The sequence below is a fragment of the Nonomuraea sp. NPDC003201 genome (genome assembly GCF_053590415.1).
In genome coordinates this window covers 15,062-32,650 of the sequence record NZ_JBSFTC010000110.1, presented here as the reverse complement: position 1 = coordinate 32,650, position 17,589 = coordinate 15,062, and the positions used below count along the sequence as shown (strand labels likewise).

19 protein-coding genes are annotated in these 17,589 nt (G+C 70.6%); 6 read left to right on the top strand and 13 right to left on the bottom strand.

The window, feature by feature from the left end; translation table 11 throughout:
* From ACWDX9_RS31650 to ACWDX9_RS31630, 5 genes are all read right to left on the bottom strand, one after another.
* Window positions 1–318 (bottom strand): hypothetical protein (locus tag ACWDX9_RS31650; RefSeq protein WP_449960204.1); only part of this gene is annotated, 318 nt, incomplete at its 3' end.
* Window positions 309–1,751, bottom strand: coding sequence for a hypothetical protein (locus tag ACWDX9_RS31645; RefSeq protein WP_449960202.1), 1,443 nt, complete (start codon window positions 1,749–1,751; stop codon window positions 309–311). The genes ACWDX9_RS31645 and ACWDX9_RS31650, both read right to left, overlap by 10 nt.
* Complete coding sequence (locus ACWDX9_RS31640; protein ID WP_449960200.1) at window positions 1,748–2,584, bottom strand: ABC transporter ATP-binding protein; 837 nt, start codon at window positions 2,582–2,584, stop codon at window positions 1,748–1,750. The genes ACWDX9_RS31645 and ACWDX9_RS31640 overlap by 4 nt, the downstream gene beginning before the upstream one ends.
* Entirely contained in the window at window positions 2,581–3,369 is a 789-nt protein-coding gene (locus tag ACWDX9_RS31635) for a zf-HC2 domain-containing protein (protein ID WP_449960198.1), read from the bottom strand. The genes ACWDX9_RS31640 and ACWDX9_RS31635 overlap by 4 nt, the downstream gene beginning before the upstream one ends.
* Window positions 3,366–3,938 (bottom strand): RNA polymerase sigma factor, encoded by a 573-nt coding sequence (locus tag ACWDX9_RS31630; RefSeq protein ID WP_449960196.1) that lies wholly within the window; start codon window positions 3,936–3,938, stop codon window positions 3,366–3,368. The genes ACWDX9_RS31635 and ACWDX9_RS31630 overlap by 4 nt, the downstream gene beginning before the upstream one ends.
* Before the next feature lie 266 nt (window positions 3,939–4,204).
* Between ACWDX9_RS31630 and ACWDX9_RS31625 the strand changes: the two genes are divergently transcribed.
* Genes ACWDX9_RS31625 through ACWDX9_RS31615 form a run of 3 tightly spaced genes read left to right on the top strand, consistent with a single transcriptional unit; the run spans window position 4,205 to window position 5,543 of the window.
* On the top strand, window positions 4,205–4,912 hold the full coding sequence (locus ACWDX9_RS31625; protein WP_449960195.1) for an SDR family NAD(P)-dependent oxidoreductase: 708 nt from the start codon (window positions 4,205–4,207) through the stop codon (window positions 4,910–4,912).
* Window positions 4,913–4,926: 14 nt separating this feature from the next.
* Window positions 4,927–5,289 carry a YybH family protein gene (locus ACWDX9_RS31620; RefSeq protein WP_449960193.1) on the top strand — a complete coding sequence of 121 codons (363 nt, stop codon included), beginning with the start codon at window positions 4,927–4,929 and terminating at the stop codon, window positions 5,287–5,289.
* Window positions 5,250–5,543 (top strand): aldo/keto reductase, encoded by a 294-nt coding sequence (locus tag ACWDX9_RS31615; RefSeq protein ID WP_449960206.1) that lies wholly within the window; start codon window positions 5,250–5,252, stop codon window positions 5,541–5,543. Before ACWDX9_RS31620 ends, ACWDX9_RS31615 begins: the two co-directional genes overlap by 40 nt.
* Window positions 5,544–5,624: 81 nt before the next feature.
* On the opposite strand, the gene ACWDX9_RS31610 is transcribed toward ACWDX9_RS31615, so the two are convergent.
* The gene (locus ACWDX9_RS31610) at window positions 5,625–5,957 is read right to left on the bottom strand and encodes a YnfA family protein (protein ID WP_449960191.1); all 333 of its coding nucleotides are present in this window, start codon (window positions 5,955–5,957) and stop codon (window positions 5,625–5,627) included.
* Window positions 5,958–6,024: 67 nt separating this feature from the next.
* Here ACWDX9_RS31610 and ACWDX9_RS31605 point away from each other — a divergent pair, with 67 nt between their 5' ends.
* The 3 genes from ACWDX9_RS31605 to ACWDX9_RS31595 all read left to right on the top strand — a co-directional run bounded on the left by ACWDX9_RS31605 (window position 6,025) and on the right by ACWDX9_RS31595 (window position 10,027).
* Window positions 6,025–6,681: a DUF402 domain-containing protein gene (locus ACWDX9_RS31605; protein ID WP_449960189.1), complete on the top strand. Its 657-nt coding sequence runs from the start codon at window positions 6,025–6,027 to the stop codon at window positions 6,679–6,681.
* Window positions 6,682–6,833: 152 nt separating this feature from the next.
* Window positions 6,834–8,570 carry an NAD-dependent malic enzyme gene (locus ACWDX9_RS31600; protein ID WP_449960187.1) on the top strand — a complete coding sequence of 579 codons (1,737 nt, stop codon included), beginning with the start codon at window positions 6,834–6,836 and terminating at the stop codon, window positions 8,568–8,570.
* The gene (locus ACWDX9_RS31595) at window positions 8,567–10,027 is read left to right on the top strand and encodes a class II fumarate hydratase (protein WP_449960185.1); all 1,461 of its coding nucleotides are present in this window, start codon (window positions 8,567–8,569) and stop codon (window positions 10,025–10,027) included. Before ACWDX9_RS31600 ends, ACWDX9_RS31595 begins: the two co-directional genes overlap by 4 nt.
* A gap of 35 nt (window positions 10,028–10,062) precedes the next feature.
* Here ACWDX9_RS31595 and ACWDX9_RS31590 read toward each other — a convergent pair whose 3' ends face one another.
* The 7 genes from ACWDX9_RS31590 to ACWDX9_RS31560 form a co-directional block, all read right to left on the bottom strand.
* Window positions 10,063–10,845, bottom strand: coding sequence for a MerR family transcriptional regulator (locus ACWDX9_RS31590; protein ID WP_449960183.1), 783 nt, complete (start codon window positions 10,843–10,845; stop codon window positions 10,063–10,065).
* A 54-nt stretch (window positions 10,846–10,899) separates the two neighbouring features.
* Window positions 10,900–11,694, bottom strand: coding sequence for an ABC transporter permease (locus tag ACWDX9_RS31585; protein WP_449960181.1), 795 nt, complete (start codon window positions 11,692–11,694; stop codon window positions 10,900–10,902).
* Complete coding sequence (locus ACWDX9_RS31580; RefSeq protein ID WP_449960179.1) at window positions 11,691–12,638, bottom strand: ATP-binding cassette domain-containing protein; 948 nt, start codon at window positions 12,636–12,638, stop codon at window positions 11,691–11,693. The genes ACWDX9_RS31585 and ACWDX9_RS31580 overlap by 4 nt, the downstream gene beginning before the upstream one ends.
* A gap of 105 nt (window positions 12,639–12,743) precedes the next feature.
* Window positions 12,744–12,995 (bottom strand): helix-turn-helix domain-containing protein, encoded by a 252-nt coding sequence (locus ACWDX9_RS31575; protein WP_350736367.1) that lies wholly within the window; start codon window positions 12,993–12,995, stop codon window positions 12,744–12,746.
* Window positions 12,996–13,073: 78 nt separating this feature from the next.
* On the bottom strand, window positions 13,074–14,078 hold the full coding sequence (locus tag ACWDX9_RS31570) for a tyrosine-type recombinase/integrase (protein WP_449960177.1): 1,005 nt from the start codon (window positions 14,076–14,078) through the stop codon (window positions 13,074–13,076).
* A gap of 123 nt (window positions 14,079–14,201) precedes the next feature.
* The gene (locus ACWDX9_RS31565; protein ID WP_449960175.1) at window positions 14,202–15,800 is read right to left on the bottom strand and encodes a helix-turn-helix domain-containing protein; all 1,599 of its coding nucleotides are present in this window, start codon (window positions 15,798–15,800) and stop codon (window positions 14,202–14,204) included.
* Window positions 15,748–17,451: an enoyl-CoA hydratase-related protein gene (locus ACWDX9_RS31560; RefSeq protein WP_449960173.1), complete on the bottom strand. Its 1,704-nt coding sequence runs from the start codon at window positions 17,449–17,451 to the stop codon at window positions 15,748–15,750. The genes ACWDX9_RS31565 and ACWDX9_RS31560 overlap by 53 nt, the downstream gene beginning before the upstream one ends.
* Between the last annotated feature and the right edge of the window lie 138 nt (window positions 17,452–17,589).

The window sequence follows — 17,589 nt, the reverse complement described above, 5'->3', positions numbered from 1 at the left end:
CGCGGCGGCGCCGAGGTCGGCGGACATGGCGTCGACCAGCCCGAAGGCCGCCGCCGCGCCGAGCAGAGTGCCACAGATGCGCATGAGCACGAGCGCGTCGCCCCCGGCCAGCGCCTCCCCGTACTCCACCAGGCTCACCAGCGCGGTGGTGAAGGCGGCGACCACGACCAGAGGCCCCCAGTCGATGGCCCGGGCGAGGGGGCGCACCAGCAGGAGCGCCACCCGCCGGCGGTGCGGCGGCGGGGCAGGGACGGCCGTGCCGGCGGCGGAGGCCTGGGGGCGTGCGGGCAGTGTTACCGGCGGCGTGGTTACCGGCATGGCGTGGCTCCCATCGGCGCGTTGAACGTGCGGTCCAGCCCGAGCAGCGGCAGGGCCTGGTCGATCGTGGTGGTGGGCTTGACGAGCGTGTCCCAGTTGGCCTGAACCTTCTCGCGGGCCCCGGGGGAGGCCAGCAGCAGCTTGGCGTAACCGATCTCGGCCGGGCCCCAGTCCAGACCGGACAGGCGTCCCAGATTACGGTCGACATGGAGCTGCCGCCGGGCCTCGGGAGGGGAGACGTGGCCGATGAGCCACAGCGCCACCACCGTGCGGGCCTGACCGCGCACGTCACACAGTGCGGCGCGCCGGGAGGGGCTGAAGTGCTTGGCGGCCGAGTCGTACAGCCCGGTCGCCCAGAAGGCCACGTCCTCTGCCAGCATCGTGCGCTGGTCGGGATGCCCCCAGCTCATCGACGCACGGATCACGCCGGAATCGTCGGTGAAGCTCCAGTTCGGGCTCATCTGCCGCACCTGGGGCGCTCGGGCCCGCAGCGCGGCGGGCAGCGCCGCCACGACCGGCTGGACCGCCTGTTCCCACAGCGGGATCCACGGTTCGTAGCCCGGAAAGGCACAATAGGTCAGGCCCTGCCGCACCGTGCAGCGGTAGGCATGCGGGCCGAAGTAGCGCTCCCGCACGCGGGAGTCCACATGGCCGACGGTCAGCTCCACGTTGGTGGGGAACTCGGCCGGTGGCCGGGTTGACGCAGCGGTGGCCCCCGATGGCACCGCGGCAGCCAGCGCCGCCACCGCAGCCGCGGCGGGTAGCGGCCGTACCCGATGCCTGAGCAGCGCGATCCCGCCGAAGAACGCCGCGGCGGCGAGCACGTACACCAGGTGGGCCGCCGACGGGCGGTCGGGCCAGTCCGGCTGGTGGACCTGCATCACCGGCAGCAGCCAGCGGGCCCGCCCGTTCGTCGGGTTCATGTAGATGAGGAAAGCGAGCACGGCGACCACCAGTGGTCCGGCGATCAGCCACGGTGACCAGCGGCCGACGGCCACGCCCAGGGTTGCGGCGAGGAGCGCGGCGGCCACCGCCGTCAGCGGCTCCCACACGTCCAACCGGCCCCCGGCGGGGCCGCTCAACAGCCGGATCGCCAGGTAGCCGCCCATGGCCACGGCCGCCGCGAGACCCGCGACCAGCGGGGTGGCCAGCAGCAGGGCCCGCGTTCGGTGCTCGGCCCGCCCGGGCAGGCCCGCGAGGCTCTCGGGCATGCCGTGCCGCCCGTCGCGTGAGGCGGCCAGACTCGCCACGACCAGGACCGCCGCGGCCAGGCAGGTGGCCAGCCCGGTGGCGTTGACCGGGTCCATCGTGAGGTCGGGCTGCTGGTCCCAGCTGAGGGAGGTCTGCAGGGCGAGCACCAGGACGGTCGCGCCCCACACGAGCGGATGCCGCACCAGCCTGCGCGCCTCGAACAGGAACAGCCGCCGCGTCACGCCGCCTCCCCGAGCAGCAGGAGGTAGCCGTCCTCGACGCCGGGCGCCGCCGCGTCCGCGGCGGGCGGGGGCGTGCCGAGTGTGCGGTAGCGGCCGTCGGCCGTCCGCCAGAACAGCTGCGTGGTGGCGGGCGGCGCGTCCGACAGCCACACCCGGCCGTCCGCCACGGCCGCGAGCCGGCCGGGCGTGCCGTCGAAGAGCGCCCGGCCGTCCCGCATGACCACCACCCGTTCGCACAGCGCGGCGACGTCCTCGATCTGGTGCGTGGACAGCACGACGGTACGGCTCTCGCCGAGCCGGGAGACCAGCGCGCGGAACATCATCCGCTGCTCCGGGTCCAGGCCCACGGTCGGCTCGTCGAGAATGAGCAGGTCCGGCTCGCCCAGCAGGGCCTGGGCCAGGGCGAGCCGCTGGCGCATGCCGCCCGACAGTTTGCGCACCTTGGTCTTGGCCTGGTCGGTGAGGTTCACCTCGGCCAGTACCCGGCGCACCTCGGCGTGCCGCTGCCCGCGGTCGGTCAGCTCCTTGAGGATCGCCACGTAATCCACGAGGTCAAAGGCGGTGAAGTGCGGGTAGGAGCCGGGGTTTTGCGGCAGGTAGCCGAGCCTGCGCCGCAGCGCGGTGCGCTGCCCGCGGTCGGCCGGGTTCAGGCCGAAGGCGTCCACGGTGCCGCGGTCGGGGGCGAGGGTGGTGGCCAGGCAGCGCAGCAGGGTGGTCTTGCCGGCGCCGTTCGGGCCGAGCAGGCCGGTCACGCCGGTGCCGAGCGTCAGGTCGAGGCCGTCGAGCGCCCTTTTGGCGGCGTAGGTCTTGGTCAATTGCCTGATCTGGATCATCTGGTGCTCACTCGGTAGAGGCGGTAGGTCAGCAGGAGGGCGGCCACGCCGTACCCGATCTGCGGGGCGGGACCGAAGGCGGCGAGCCAGTCGCCGATGAGGCGGCCCGTGCCGACGATGGCCAGCCACAGCCCGCCCACGGCGAGGGCGGCGATCGGCACGGGCAGCCGGCTCGACAGGGCCAGGCAGGCCGCGGCGGCGGCGAGCGCGGGCAGCAGCCAGGCGGCGGCCAGCCCGGGCGGCGCCGGCAGCAGCGGCGAGGCGAGCCCTGCCAGCACGACCGACACCGCCAGCACCGCCGTGGCCCGGGCCAGCAGCAGCCGCGATCCCGACATCGGGGTGGCGGCCACCGACTCGTGGGCGGGATCGACGCGCGGCCCGTAGGCGAGCGCGATGCCCGCCAGCGGCAGCACCGGCGCGGCGATCAGGAAAGCGGGCAGCAGTTCGGCCTGCTCGCGCGCGGCCAGCACCGCGAACGCCACGACCGCCACCACCGCGGCCAGCCAGGCCCGGCTCAGCGTCGGCGTCGCCGTCAGCAGCCTGGCCAGGTGGTCAGGCACCCCGCCGTGGCGCAGGAACCGCTCCGACAGGCTCAGGCGCGGCGTGATCAGCTCGGCCTCCAGCCGCGCCCAGGACGCCTCCAGCCAGTCCTTCTCATACGGCACCGCCGCCCGGCAGCCGGCGCAACGGCCGAGATGCGCATCCACGGACATGGCCTGCGCCGGTTCGAGCGCGCCTTCGAGGTAGCGCTCACGCAGATCGTCAGGGATGTGCCAGCTACTCATGACAGCTCCTCGCGCAACCGGGCCCTGGCCCGCATCGCGCGGGTCTTGACCGTGCCTTCCGGGATGCCCAGGAGACCGGCGGCCTCCTTGGTGGTGAGGCCGTCAAGGACGGTCGCCTCGATGACGGCGCGCAGTTCGGGGGAGAGCCTGGTCAGGGCGGTGCCGAGATCGCCATGCTCCACGTTCAGCAGCACCACGTCCTCGGCCGAGGCGATCGGCGAGCTTTCGCCTGGTTCGATGCCGGAGCCGATCCAGCGCGCGCCGCGGCCGCGCAGGGCGGAGATCAGGCGGCGGATGGCGATCGTCCACAACCAGCCGGCCGGGTTGTCGCCGCGGAAGCCGCCCGCCGAGCGCCACACGGCCAGAAAGGTCTCCTGCAGCGCGTCGTCGACGGCGTCCGCGTCGGCGCAGCGGCGGGCCAGCCGGGCGCGCAGCCAGGGGGCGTGGCGCTGGTGAAGGATGCGCAGGGCGACGGTGCTCCGGGCGGCGACGGCGGCGATGAGGTCGGCGTCATCGCTTTGCGCGGTGACGTCCGGGGCCGCGCGCCGCCGGAAGGGAAACGGTCTCACGGTGTATCTATCGCACGACCCGTATGCGCCGGTTCTCCCAGATCGGCCTTTTCGCGATTCGGCCGTGCACCCGCACCACGCCGATCGCGACCACCGGCGTGCGCTGGGAGTCCGGGCCTCTCAGGTGTGAGGAAACAGGTCCCGGCGCAAGCCCTCCTGACCTTTGACTTCGCCCCGCCCGGACCCTTACGTTCCAATAGTTGACCGGTCGGCTAGTCATGAGAGGGCTGGTCGCGGCATCCCACCCCATCCCGGAGAAGGTCATCATGAGCACCCAGAAGGTCGCAGTCATCACCGGCGGCTCGCAAGGCATCGGCGCCCACCTCCTCGACGCCTACCGCAAGCTCGGCTACGCCGTCGTCGCCACCTCCCGCACCATCACCCCCTCCGACGACGCGGACGTCCTGACCGTCCGGGGCGACATCGCCGACCCCGCCACCGCCGAACGCGTCATCACCGCCGGCGTGGAGCGGTTCGGCCGCATCGACACCCTGGTCAACAACGCCGGAATCTTCGTCGCCAAGCCCTTCGCCGACTACACCCAGGGCGACTACGCCGCCGTGATCGGCGTGAACCTCGCCGGCTTCTTCCGCATCACCCAGCTGGCCGTCGAGCGGATGCTCACCCAGGGCGGCGGCCACATCGTCAGCATCACCACGAGCCTGGTCGACAACGCCGACGCCCGGGTCCCCTCCGTCCTGGCCTCGCTCACCAAGGGCGGACTGCAGTCCGCCACCAAGTCCCTCGCCATCGAGTACGCCACCCGCGGCATCCGCGTCAACGCCGTCTCGCCCGGCACCATCAAGACGCCCATGCACCCCGAGGCCACCCATGAGATCCTCGCCGGCCTGCACCCGGTCGGCCGGATGGGGGAGCCGGGCGACATCGTGGACGCGGTGACCTACCTGGAGAACGCCCCGTTCGTCACCGGCGAGATCCTCCACGTCGACGGCGGCATGAGCGCCGGCCACTGAGGGAGAACAGCGATATGACAGACACCGAAACGATCCTGCGCGGCGTCCTCGACCGGTGGAAGGCAGGTGTCGACGGCCACCAGCCGGATCGGGTCGCGTCGGTGTTCACCGAGGACGCGATCTTCCAGGGGCTTCGCCCCTACAGCGTGGGACGGCAGGGAGTCGCCGACTACTACGCATCCCAGCCTGCCGGCCTGTCGGCCGCGTACCACGTCCTGGAAAGCCGGCGCCTGTGCGAAGACATCGTGCTCGGCTACCTGAGCGTCGACTTCTCCTTCACCGACCGGCCCACGGTCAGCGTCACCATCCTCGTCCTGCTGAAGCGCTCGCAGGACGACTGGCTCATCAGCCACTACCAGGTCTCCCGCCTCGGCTGAGACCGGCCTCACGGGTCCGGGCGTGGGACGCGCCCGCCCACAGACGAAATGGCGGCCCCCGCGACGAAGCCACGTCCGTCTCCGTCATCCGCCAGGCCCTCGACCTGGGCGTGACCTTGATCGACACCGCTGACGTCTACGGCCCCCACACCAACGAGGAACTCCTCGGCCGGGCCCTGACCGGCCACCATCTGTCCGCGGCCGACCTCGACGACCTCGCCGCCGTCCCGGCCCCCGTCGGCACCCGGTACTGACCGCCCCGGGCCCGGGCTCGCCGTTCGAGCCACTGCCCCGGTCAAGAGGTCTCCGGACCGTACGAGCGCTGCCCGGGCCCGTCAGCCGCGGGGCGCGTACATGATCACCAGGACGCCCACCAGGCACACCAGCGCCCCCACGAGATCCCACCGATCCGGCCGGAACCCGTCGGCCACCACCCCCCACAGCAGCGACCCCGCCACGAACACCCCACCGTACGCGGCCAGAATCCGCCCGAAATGCGCATCCGGCTGCAACGTGGCCACGAACCCGTACAGGCCCAGCGCGATCACCCCCGCGCCCGCCCACACCAGCCCACGCTGCTCCCGCACCCCCTGCCACACCAGCCACGCCCCGCCGATCTCGAACAGGGCGGCCACCACGAACAACACCATCGAACGCACCACACTCATGCCCGCCATTGCACCAGCCCCCACCCCCGCCACGCACACGCGGGCTCACCCGGGCATGATCGAACGCATGACAGCCGACGGCAACACCCGCTTCGACGAGGGCGCCACGGCGGTACGCCGCCACGTCTGGAACGGCAAGGTGTGGACGGCCGCGCCGTACCGGGTCCTCCAGGACACCGACGAGTACTTCGTCGTGGCCGGCTGGCCAGGGCTGAAAAGCCTCGCCTCCACCACCTGGATCACCTCCATCCTCAACGGCGGCAGCCGCCGCGAGCAGACCATCGACGAGCTGGCCTCGGGCCGGTGGGAGCTCGGCTGGTGGACCTGGCGGGGCACCGTCGTGCGCAGCTGGTACGGCATCGACAAACACTTCACCGTCCGCCAGTTCTTCGACGCCGGCCACCGGCCGCTGACCTGGTACATCGACTTCGACCTGCCCAAACAGCGCACCCGCCTGGGCATCGACACCTTCGACCTGCTGCTCGACCTGATCGTCGAACCCGACCTGTCCCGGCACCGGTGGAAGGACGAGGACGAATATCGGCACGGCAGACGGCTCGGGCTCATCGACGACCGGGTGCACCGGCACGTCACCGCGGCCCGCGAGGAGGTCGTCGGACTCGTCGAGACCCGGCAGGGCCCGTTCGCCTGCGACTGGTCGCCCCCGGCCCACGAGCTGTGGCGGACGCCGACGCTCCCCGGCGACGCCCTCGAGACCCTCTGAGAGCCTGGGGGCTCCATCCTGCGCGTCCATAATGGGTCATTTGCCGACATAGGGGATGGTCCTGACTTCGGCTCGGCATCCACCCCCGTGGCAGGGGAAGGCCAGAGAAGGGATGGCAGCCTTCGTCCCAGATGCCCAGGAGGGGGACGACCATGTCACCGGGCAAGAGGAAGCCGGATCTGCCGAGCCTGATGTTCGCCGAGCAGCCGGACGGGAGCTTCGTGACGTCCCTGCGCGGGCTCGCGGTGCTGCGGGAGCCGCTGCTGAACAAGGGCACGGCCTTCTCCCCGCAGGAGCGGGCCGAGCTGGGACTGCAGGGCCTGCTCCCACCGGCGGTCGAGACCCTGGAGGAGCAGGTACGCCGCACGTACCTGCAGTACAGGCGGCAGCAGACGAACCTGCTCAAGAACGTCTACCTGGAAGCGCTGCGCGACCGCAACGAAGTGCTCTACTACCGGCTGCTGAGCGACCACCTGCGCGAGATGCTGCCCATCGTCTACGACCCCACGGTGGCCGAGGCGATCCGCACCTACAGCCACGAGTACCGCCGCCCGCGAGGGGTGTACCTGTCGATCGACGACGTGGACGGGATCGAGCGGGCGTTCCAGAGCCTCCAGCTGGGCCCGGACGACGTCGATCTCATCGTGGCCTCCGACGCCGAGGAGATCCTGGGCATCGGCGACTGGGGAGTGGGCGGCGGGGCCGGCATCGCGGCCGGCAAACTGGCCGTCTACACCGCCGCCGCGGGCATCGACCCCGCCCGCGTCATCCCCGTCGCCCTCGACGTCGGCACCGACAACGAGGCACTCCTGAACGACCCCACCTACATCGGCAACCGGCACTCGCGCGTGCGGGGGCAGCGCTACGACGCCTTCATCGACGCCTACGTCACCACGGCCACCCGGATGTTCCCCGGCGCCATGCTGCACTGGGAGGACTTCGGCCCCTCCAACGCCCGGCGGATCCTGGAGAGGTACACCGAGCGCATCTGCACCTTCAACGACGACATGCAGGGCACCGGCGCCATCGTGCTGGCCGCCATGCTCGGCGCCGTCCGCGTATCCGCGACGCCGATGCGCGACCAGCGGATCGTGATCTTCGGCGCCGGAACCGCCGGCATCGGCAACGCCGACCAGCTGCGCGACGCGATGATCCGCGACGGCCTGGACCACGACACCGCCACCCGGCGGATCTGGCCCATCGACAAGCAGGGCCTGCTCGTCGACGACATGGCCGGCCTGCGCGACTACCAGCAGCCCTACGCCCGCCCCCGCGACGAGGTCGCCGGCTGGTCCCGGGACGAGCACGGCATCTCGCTGGCCGAGGTCGTCCGGCGGGTCAAGCCGACCATGCTGCTGGGCACCTCCACCGTCCACGGCGCGTTCACCGAGGAGATCGTGCGCTCGATGGCCGCGCAGGTCGAGCGGCCGATCATCTTCCCGATCTCCAACCCGACCGAACGCATCGAGGCGATGCCCGCCGACCTGATCCGCTGGACCGGCGGCCGCGCCCTGATCGCCACCGGCATCCCGGTCGAGCCGATCACCCACAAGACCGTCACCTACGTCATCGCCCAGGCCAACAACGCCCTGCTGTATCCAGGGCTGGGGCTGGGCGTGGTGGTCTCGCGAGCCCGCCGGGTCAGCTCCGGCATGCTGCAGGCGGCCGCCGAAGCCGTCGCCGGCATGGTCGACGTCTCGGCCAAGGGCGCCTCGCTGCTGCCCCAGGTGGACAATCTGCGCGAGGTCTCGGCCACGGTGGCCGTGGCCGTCGCCAACCGGGCGGCCGAGGAGCACCTGGCCCGCACCACGCTGCGCGACACGGTGCAGCAGGTCCATGACGCGATGTGGCAGCCGGCCTACCGCGCCGTCCACGGGAACGGCCGATGAGCACGCCACGCGTCCGGGACGTGCCCATCGGGCTGCACGAGACCGGCACCCGCACGGAAAGCGACTCACTCGGCGAGATCGAGGTCCCGGCCGGGCACTACTGGGGCGCCCAGACCCAACGGTCGCTGATCCACTTCGACATCGGCGACGACCGCATGCCCAAAGCCGTCTACCACGCCTACGGCTACATCAAGAAGGCCGCCGCGATCGTCAACGCCCGCGCGGGCCGCCTGCCCCAGTGGCAGGCCGACCTGATCAGCCGCGTCGCCGACGAGGTCATCCGCGGCGACCTGGACGGCGAGTTCCCGCTGTACGTGTGGCAGACCGGCTCGGGCACCCAGTCCAACATGAACGTCAACGAGGTGATCTCCAACCGGGCGATCCAGCTCGTCGGCGGGCGGCTGGGCAGCAAGGACCCGATCCACCCGAACGATCACGTGAACATGGGCCAATCGTCCAACGACACCTTCATCACCGCCATGCACATCGCCGCCGCCGAGGCCGTCGACGACCACGTGCGGCCCGCCGCCGCCAGGCTGCGCGACAGCGCCGAGACCAAAAGCCGGGAATGGGCGCACGTGGTCAAGATCGGGCGCACCCATCTGGAAGACGCCACCCCGCTGACCGTCGGCCAGGAATGGTCCGGCTACGCCGCCCAGCTCGGCGACGCCATCGACCACCTCCAACGCACCCGTACCGGCCTGTACCGGCTGGCCGTCGGCGGCACCGCGGTCGGCACCGGCCTGAACGCCCCGCCGGAGTTCGGCCAACAGGTGGCCGCGCAGATCGCCGAACTCACCGGGCGGCCCTTCGTCAGCGCGCCCAACAAGTTCGCCGCCCAGGCCTCCTGCGACGACCTGGTACGCGCCTCGGCGGCGCTGCGCACCCTGACCGTGCCGCTGTTCAAGTTCGCCAACGACCTGCGCTGGCTGGGCTCCGGACCCCGTACCGGCCTGCGCGAGCTGATCCTGCCGGCCAACGAGCCGGGCTCGTCGATCATGCCGGGCAAGGTCAACCCGACCCAGGCCGAAGCCATGCTGATGGTCGCCATCCAGGTGGCGGGCAACGACACCGCCGTCTCCATGGCCGGCGGCGAGGGCAACTTCGAGCTGAACGCCTTCCGCCCCGTCATCATCAGGAACGTGCTGCACTCGGCGCGCATCCTGGCCGACATGATGGACCACTTCCGCACCTACCTGGTCGAAGGGGCCCGGCTGAACACCGAGACGCTGCACCACAACATCGAACACTCGATCATGATGGTGACCGCGCTCAGCCCCGTCGTCGGCTACGACCGGGCCGCCCACATCGCCCACCACGCCCTCGACAAGGGCCTGCCGCTCAAGGAAGCGGCGCTCCAATGCGGCATCTCCGCGGACCTCTACGACAAGATCGTCGATCCCGAACGCCTCACCCGGCCCGGCGTACCCAGCCCTGACGGCGGCACCCGGCGCTGAAGGACGACACCTCTGACCGGGTGCCCGGCTCGCCGTCACCGGGGTGGTGGGTCCACGCGCTCGAGCCGGGTCCAGCCCGTCCAGCCGCGCTCCTTCAGCAGCTCGATCAGCCGGCGGGCCGGCGGCGCCGAGTCGAACGCCAGATCGTCCATCAACTGGACGAACGGCGGCTCGACACCCACCACGTCCACATAGTCCTCACCCTGCTCCTCGGCCATCCGGGTGATGTAGGCGGCCAGCTCGTCGGCCAGCTCGGCCAGCCTCGGGTCCCCGGCGCTCCAGTCCAGAGCCCGGCCCAGGGTGAGGTAGAAGTCGGCGAGCTGCGGGTCGGCGAGCTGCTCCCGCTTGCGCGCCACCCACTCCGCCACCCGCTCGGGGGAGTGCGCCGCCAGCGGGATCCAGCCGTCACGCTCGACCTCCACGATCCGCTCGTCCACCCCGAGCGCCCGCAGCCGGTCGAGAAACTCCACCACCTCCGGCGGCAGCACCAGCTGGTCCCCGGCGGCGAGCCGGGCGATCCGCTCCCGCAGCCGCTGCCGTTCCCGGATCTCCGCCCGCAGCCGCCGGTCGATGTCCGCGACCGCCGCGGCGAACTCCTGCTCATCGGCCCGCAGCAGCTCCCGCACCCGCGCCAGCGGCACCCCGGCCCCGGCGAGCGTCCGGATCTTGATCAGCTCGACCACGGCGCTCGCGTCGTACCGGCGATAGCCGGAATGGTCCCGCTCCGGCTCCGGCAGCAACCCCTTGGCGTGATAGTGCCGCACCGCACGCACCGTCACCCCGGCATACGACGCCAGCTCGCCGATGGTCAGCATCATCCCAGTCTCCCAGCGCCCAGTCTCCCAGCGCCCAGTCTCCTAGCGGGCGGTCTCCTAGCGGGCTGCGCGGGTCCGGTAGAGGCGCCGCGACCACGCATACCCGGCCGACCCGATCACCGCGCACCAGCCCACGGCCCACAGCACGTCCGGCCCCGCCGGCGACCCGGCCAGCAGCCCGCGGAAGGCGTCCATGATCGGCGTGAACGGCTGATGCTCGGCGAACCACCGCAACCCCGACGGCATCGACGCGACCGGCACGAACCCGCTGCCCACGAACGGCAGCAACACGAAGATCATCGGCAGGTTGCTCGCGGTCTCCGGGTCCGGGCTGGCCAGCCCCAGCGCCACGGCGAACCACGTCATCGCCAACGACACCAGCGCCAGCAGAGCGGCCAGGCCCGACCACTGCAGCACCGACGCGCCGCTGTCCAGACCGATCAGGAACGCCACCCCCACGACCACCACGAGCGCGAACGCCGTCTGGATCATCGCACCCAGCACATGACCGGTGAGCACCGAGACCTTGGCGATGGCCATCGTCCGGAACCGGTCGATGATCCCGTTCGTCATGTCGGTGGCCACCAGGACCGCCGTCCCGATGGACACGCTCGCCACCGTCATCATCAAGATCCCGGGCGTGATGAACGTCAGATAGTCGCCGCGACCCCCCGCCGCCGCCCCCGGCAGTCCGGCGCCCATGGTGCCGCCGAACACGTAGACGAACAGCAGCAGGAACAGCAGCGGCTGACCGACCAGCATCAGCGTCATCGACGGATAGCGGGCCATCCGCTTCAGGTTGCGCCGCAGCATGGTCGCCGAGTCACGGACGGCATAGGTGACGCCGCTCATGCCGGCACCTCCTCGGCGGCGGGCCGGCCGGTGAGGGCCAGGAACACGTCATCCAGATCCGGGGTCCGCACGGCCAACCCGGTGACCGCGCCGTCGTCACCGATCCCGTCCAGCAGCCGCCGCAACGCCGCGAGACTGCCATCATGCGGCACGGTCACGGTGAGCGCCCCGGCATCCGGGACCGCTCCGGGCAACCGGCGCGCCAGCTCCGCCACCCGCTCACCGTCGGCGACCTGCAACTCGACGTGACCACCGGGGACCAGCCGCTTCAACTCGGCCGCACTGCCCTCGGCGACCAGCCGGCCCCCGTCCAGCACCCCGATCCGATCGGCCAGCTGATCGGCCTCCTCCAGGTACTGGGTGGTGAGGAAGACGGTGACCCCGCCGGCCACCAGCTCCCGCACGATGCCCCACAGGTCACGGCGGCTACGCGGGTCCAGACCGGTGGTCGGCTCGTCCAGAAAGATCAGCCGCGGCCCCGCCACCAGAGTCATCGCCAGGTCCAGCCGCCGCCTCATGCCGCCCGAGTACGTCACCGCGCGCCGGTCGGCGGCACCCACCAGATCGAACCGCTCCAGCAACCGCCCCACCACACTCTCGGCCCGCCGCCGCTCCAGATGGCCCAGGTCGGCCATCAGCCGCAGATTCTCCCGCCCGGTCAGCAACTCGTCCACGGCCGAGAACTGCCCCGTCACCCCGATCGACGCACGCACCCGCTCCGCCTCGCGCCGCACGTCGAACCCGGCCACCCGGGCCTGCCCGGCATCAGCGGGCAGCAACGTGGACAGGATCCGCACCGTGGTGGTCTTACCGGCCCCGTTGGGGCCGAGCAGGGCATAGACGGTGCCCGCGGGAACGCTCAGGTCGACTCCGGCGATCACCTCGAGATCGCCGTACGCCTTGCGCAGCCCGGCCACCTCGATCGCACTGGTTTCCTTGGTCATGCCGACCATGGTGAGAGATTGACCCTGCGTCAGGGTCAAACCGCCGCCGCAGGCATGCGGGCACGGCAGGGGAGAGCCCCACCATCGTCCCGGCCGGACGGCAGGTCAGGTGGCGGCAGGAGCGGAGCGCGTGGCCAGGTGATCGAGCGAAATGCCGAGCACATCAGCCAGAGCGGCGATCGTGAAGAACGCAGGCGTGGCGATCCGGCCGGTCTCGATCTTGCGAAGGGTCTCGGCCGACATCCCCGCCGCAGCGGCCACCTCGACGATGCTGCGCTCGCCACGGGCCCGGCGCAGCACCAAGCCCAGCTGCTCGCCACGCAGCCGCTCCTCGAGAGTCAGCGGAGGTCGTACCATGACACCCACTCTATACCCAGGGATACAAATACCGGGATAGTTATCCACCCCGCGGAGCCGGGGGAGCAGCCCCCGACCTCAGCGGCCGCGCAACAACGGATGAGCACGCATCGCCACCTCCAGCTCACCCGGCAGCTCATCCCGATACCGCCCCAACGTCGCCAGATCACTGTGCCCCAGCACCCGCCGCACCGCATCCATGTCCACCGCATCGGCCAGCAAATGCGTCGCCGTCGTATGCCGCAACCCATGCGGCGTCACCGAACGCCGCTGATCAGGATCCACCCGCTGCTGCACCCGATCGATCACCGCCTGCACATCACCCCGCGCCAGCCGCCGCCCCCGCCACGACAACAGCAACGCCTTCTCCTCCGCCGCCGGCCGCCCCCGCGCCAGATACTCCTGCAACACCGCCGCCACATCATCCGGCAACGGCACATCCCGCGTCCGCCCGCCCTTGCCGAAGATCCGCCAATACCGCACCCCGTCGTTGGTGAAGAAATCCTCCACATTCGCCCGCACCAACTCCGACACCCGCGGCCCCATCGTCGCCAGCAACAGCACGATCACCGCATCACGCAACTCCGTACGCTGATCACGCCGCTTGCCCTCCGGCGGGGGAACATCCCCCAACGTCCGCGCCGCCCCGATCAACCCCTGCGCCTGCTCCCGCGTCAACGCCCGCCGCTGCGGCCGCAACCCCCCACGCTCCTTCGACGTCACCGTCGAAGCCGTCATCGGATTGATCTGCACCCAGCCCGCCAGCGTCGCATGCTTGAACAACGCCGAGATCGACCGCCGAAACCGCGCCTGAGACGACGGCGACTGCCCCCCACTCGGCGTACGCAGCCGCCCATCCGGCCGGCGGGCGAACGCCAGCAGCAGCGCATCCACATCCGCGCCCGTCAGATCGTCCAGCACCGCATCCGCGCCGGCCAGCTCCACCAGCGTCGCCACATCCCGCGCATACACCTCGGCCGTCGACGACGACAACGCCCCCGTCACCGTCCGCGCCCGAACCAGCTCCACATAGCGGTCACCCGCCTCCGCCACCGTCAACCGGTCGAGCTCCGCAGGCCGCACCGGCCACCCCTTCCCTCGCGCACGACGAACCAAGCACGACGGTAGCGGCCGGCACCGACAGAAACACCGCCCCCGGGCGGGCGCCTCCACACACGCAGAGGCGCCCGCCCCGGGACCGGCGCCCTAGATGTCGCGGAAGGTCTCGATCCGCGCCCCCAGAGCGTTCAGCCGCTCCGCCAGATCCTCATACCCGCGGTTGATCACGTACACGTTCCGCAACACCGACGTGCCCTCCGCCGCCATCATCGCCAGCAGCACCACCACCGCAGGCCGCAACGCCGGCGGGCACATCATCTCCGCGCTGCGCCACCGCGTCGGACCCTCCACCAGCACCCGATGCGGATCCAGCAGCTTCACCGACGCCCCCAGCCGCGTCAGCTCCGTCAGATAGATCGCCCGATTGTCGTAGACCCAGTCATGGATCAACGTCGAGCCCTGCGCCGAAGCCGCGATCGCCGCGAAGAACGGCACATTGTCGATGTTCAGCCCCGGGAACGGCATCGGATGGATCTTGTCGATGGGGGAGACCAGCTTCGACGGCCGCACCGTCAGATCCACCAGCCGCGTACGACCGTTGGCCGCCGCATACTCCCGCCCCCGATCACAATCGAGGCCCATCTCCTCGAGCACCGCCAGCTCGATCTCCAGGAACTCCACCGGCACCCGGCAGATCGTCAGCTCCGACGACGTCACCACCGCCGCCGCCAGCAGGCTCATCGCCTCCACCGGATCCTCAGAGGGGGAGTAGTCGACATCCCGCTCGATCTCCGGCAGGCCGTGCACCGTCAACGTCGTCGTCCCCACCCCCTCCACGCGCACCCCGAGCTGCTCCAGGAAGAAGCACAGATCCTGCACCATGTAGTTGGAGGAGGCGTTACGGATCACCGTCACCCCGTCGTGCCGCGCCGCCGCCAGCAGCGCGTTCTCCGTCACCGTGTCACCCCGCTCGGTCAACACGATCGGCCGCGACGGCGCCGCCCCCCGATCCACCCGCGCGTGATAGAAGCCGCCCGTCGCCGTGATGTCCAGCCCGAAATGCTTCAGCGCCGACATGTGCGGCTGCACCGTACGCGTCCCCAGATCACAGCCCCCCGCATAGGGGATCTGGAACTGCTCCGTACGGTGCATCAGCGGCCCCAGGAACATGATCACGCTCCTGGTACGGCGCGCCGCCTCCGTGTCCATCGCCTCCAGCTCCAGCCGGGCCGGAGGAACGATCTCCAGATCGCTGCCCTCGTTGATCCACCGGGCCCGCACCCCGATCGAGGCCAGCACCTCCAGGATCCGGTAGACCTCCTCGATCCGCGCCACCTTGCGCAGGATCGTCCGCCCCGAATTCAGCAACGACGCGCACAACAACGCCACGCACGCGTTCTTCGACGTCTTGACATCGATGCTGCCCGACAGCCGGCGACCGCCCACCACCCGCAGATGCATCGGCCCCGCATACCCCAGCGAGACGATCTCACTGTCGAGCGCCTCACCGATCCGGGCGATCATCTCAAGACTGATGTTCTGGTTGCCGCGCTCGATCCGGTTGACCGCGCTCTGCGACGTCGCCAGAGCATCCGCCAGCTGCAGCTGGGTCCAACCACGATGCTGACGCGCATCCCGGATCAACCGGCCGATCCGTACAAGGTAATCATCTGACACAACACGAGACCATATCTCACATATGAGATGCCCCAGCCTCGGCAGGCGCCGACGCGCCGGACAACCCACCAAGACGCACCAAATGCTCCGGAGTCGCCTGCGCCCGCACCTTATGCACGAACCCCCGCCGCGCCGCCCGGAACTCATGCCGATCGTCGAACATGTCCCGGCTCATCTCCGCCAGCTCCTCGGCCCGGTACGCGTCCAACGGCCTACGCCGCTCATCCACTTCCCGAACCTGCCGCCGACCCGCAAGCAGCCGATCATAACCCGGATCCACCGCCAACCGCTCCGCGTACTCCAGCACCCGCCGCTCGAAGTCCAACCGCGAACCCCCCAGCATCCGATCCGCCAACCCCAGCTCCACCGCCTCGGCAGCACCCACCGGCAACGCCTGCCGCGTCAACCGCCGCGCCGTCTCCGCCCCCACCCGCCGCGGCAGCACATACGTCCAGAACTCACTCCCGAACAACCCCATCGTCCGATAATGCGGATTCAACACCACCGAATCCCGGATGATCACCCGATCCGCCCCCAGACCCATCATCACCCCACCGGCACCCGCATTCCCCCCGATCGACGTCACCACCAGCTGACTCGTACACCCCACGATCTCCCGGCACACCCCGTTGATCGCATTGATGTTCATCCACGCCTCCAGCTCCGGCTGGCGCGCCGCCTCGATCACATTCAGATGAATACCGTTGGAGAACGTCTCCCCACCCCGCACCACCAGCACCTTCGTGTCCTGCGCCACCGCATACCGCAACGCCGACGCCAACCTCCGGCACTGATCCGACGACATCGCCCCGTTGTAGAAGTCGAAACTCACCACCCCCACACCATCACTACGGTCGTACGTGATCTCGCTGTACCCCGAACGCTCCGGCGCCGAAGCCACCCGATCACCCAACGCCAACGCCGACGGAAGCTTGATCGACCCCTCCTGCTCCAACCGCACATGCCCCACCCACACCGAACCATCACCGGTGTTCACCAGCACCGCGCCCTCACGCCGCGCCACCACCTCACCCGGCCGCCCAGCCAGCTCCGGACCCCGATACACGTCGAACACCCGCACCGGCACCTCACACAACACCGACCGCCCACCAGGCGCACCATCAGCCGCCCGCACCCGCCGAACGATCTCCTCCGTCGACTCCTCCCACGAAAACTCCCGATCGGAGTGCCGCATCGCCCGCCGCAACCGCCCCCGCACCTCCGGCGACCGGTAATCCAACGGCGCCGGCACGAACGACGGATCCGCAGCCTTGGCCGCCACCTCCGCCACCAACTCCACTGCCGCATCCGCCACCGGCCCGTTGTACAACGCCGACTTACGCGGCGCCTCCGACGGCATCGCGAACGTCCGGAAACCCCAGATCGGACCCGCGTCCATCTCCTCCACCGCCTGCAACGCCGTCACCCCCCACTCGGGCTCGGCCTCCAAAATCGCCCAGTCCAGCGACGACGGCCCCCGGTCCCCAGGAGGACCCGGGTGAATGATCACCGTACGATGCGTCTGCCACAGCCGCTCAGGCACCCGCTCCTTCAAGAACGGGCAGATCACCAGATCCGGCTTGGCCAGCTCGGCCGCCTCCACCATCGCCTGCTCCGACACGGCCAGCTCGACACCGACGTCATGACCGGCCCGGCGCAGCTCCAGCCAGCAACGCTGGGTCAGGCCGTTGAACGAGGAGCACAGCAGCAAGATACGCAACGGGGGACTTCTTTCCAGACAAGGGGAACGACACGGGTTCGGGGGCGAGGGACCGCTCAGCGGGAGGGGCGTTCCCTACGGCCCCATGCATTTGAGACAGCCCCATTTGGCCCATACATACCTTTGATGCTGACACGA

Coding starts and splice junctions, on each gene's coding strand:
- ACWDX9_RS31575 (WP_350736367.1), bottom strand. CDS start 12,995: ATGGTACGACCTCCGCTGACTCTCGAGGAGCGGCTGCGTGGCGAGCAG.
- ACWDX9_RS31595 (WP_449960185.1), top strand. CDS start 8,567: ATGAGCACGCCACGCGTCCGGGACGTGCCCATCGGGCTGCACGAGACC.
- ACWDX9_RS31585 (WP_449960181.1), bottom strand. CDS start 11,694: ATGAGCGGCGTCACCTATGCCGTCCGTGACTCGGCGACCATGCTGCGG.
- ACWDX9_RS31600 (WP_449960187.1), top strand. CDS start 6,834: ATGTCACCGGGCAAGAGGAAGCCGGATCTGCCGAGCCTGATGTTCGCC.
- ACWDX9_RS31580 (WP_449960179.1), bottom strand. CDS start 12,638: ATGACCAAGGAAACCAGTGCGATCGAGGTGGCCGGGCTGCGCAAGGCG.
- ACWDX9_RS31625 (WP_449960195.1), top strand. CDS start 4,205: ATGAGCACCCAGAAGGTCGCAGTCATCACCGGCGGCTCGCAAGGCATC.
- ACWDX9_RS31610 (WP_449960191.1), bottom strand. CDS start 5,957: ATGAGTGTGGTGCGTTCGATGGTGTTGTTCGTGGTGGCCGCCCTGTTC.
- ACWDX9_RS31605 (WP_449960189.1), top strand. CDS start 6,025: ATGACAGCCGACGGCAACACCCGCTTCGACGAGGGCGCCACGGCGGTA.
- ACWDX9_RS31590 (WP_449960183.1), bottom strand. CDS start 10,845: ATGATGCTGACCATCGGCGAGCTGGCGTCGTATGCCGGGGTGACGGTG.
- ACWDX9_RS31620 (WP_449960193.1), top strand. CDS start 4,927: ATGACAGACACCGAAACGATCCTGCGCGGCGTCCTCGACCGGTGGAAG.
- ACWDX9_RS31635 (WP_449960198.1), bottom strand. CDS start 3,369: ATGAGTAGCTGGCACATCCCTGACGATCTGCGTGAGCGCTACCTCGAA.
- ACWDX9_RS31640 (WP_449960200.1), bottom strand. CDS start 2,584: ATGATCCAGATCAGGCAATTGACCAAGACCTACGCCGCCAAAAGGGCG.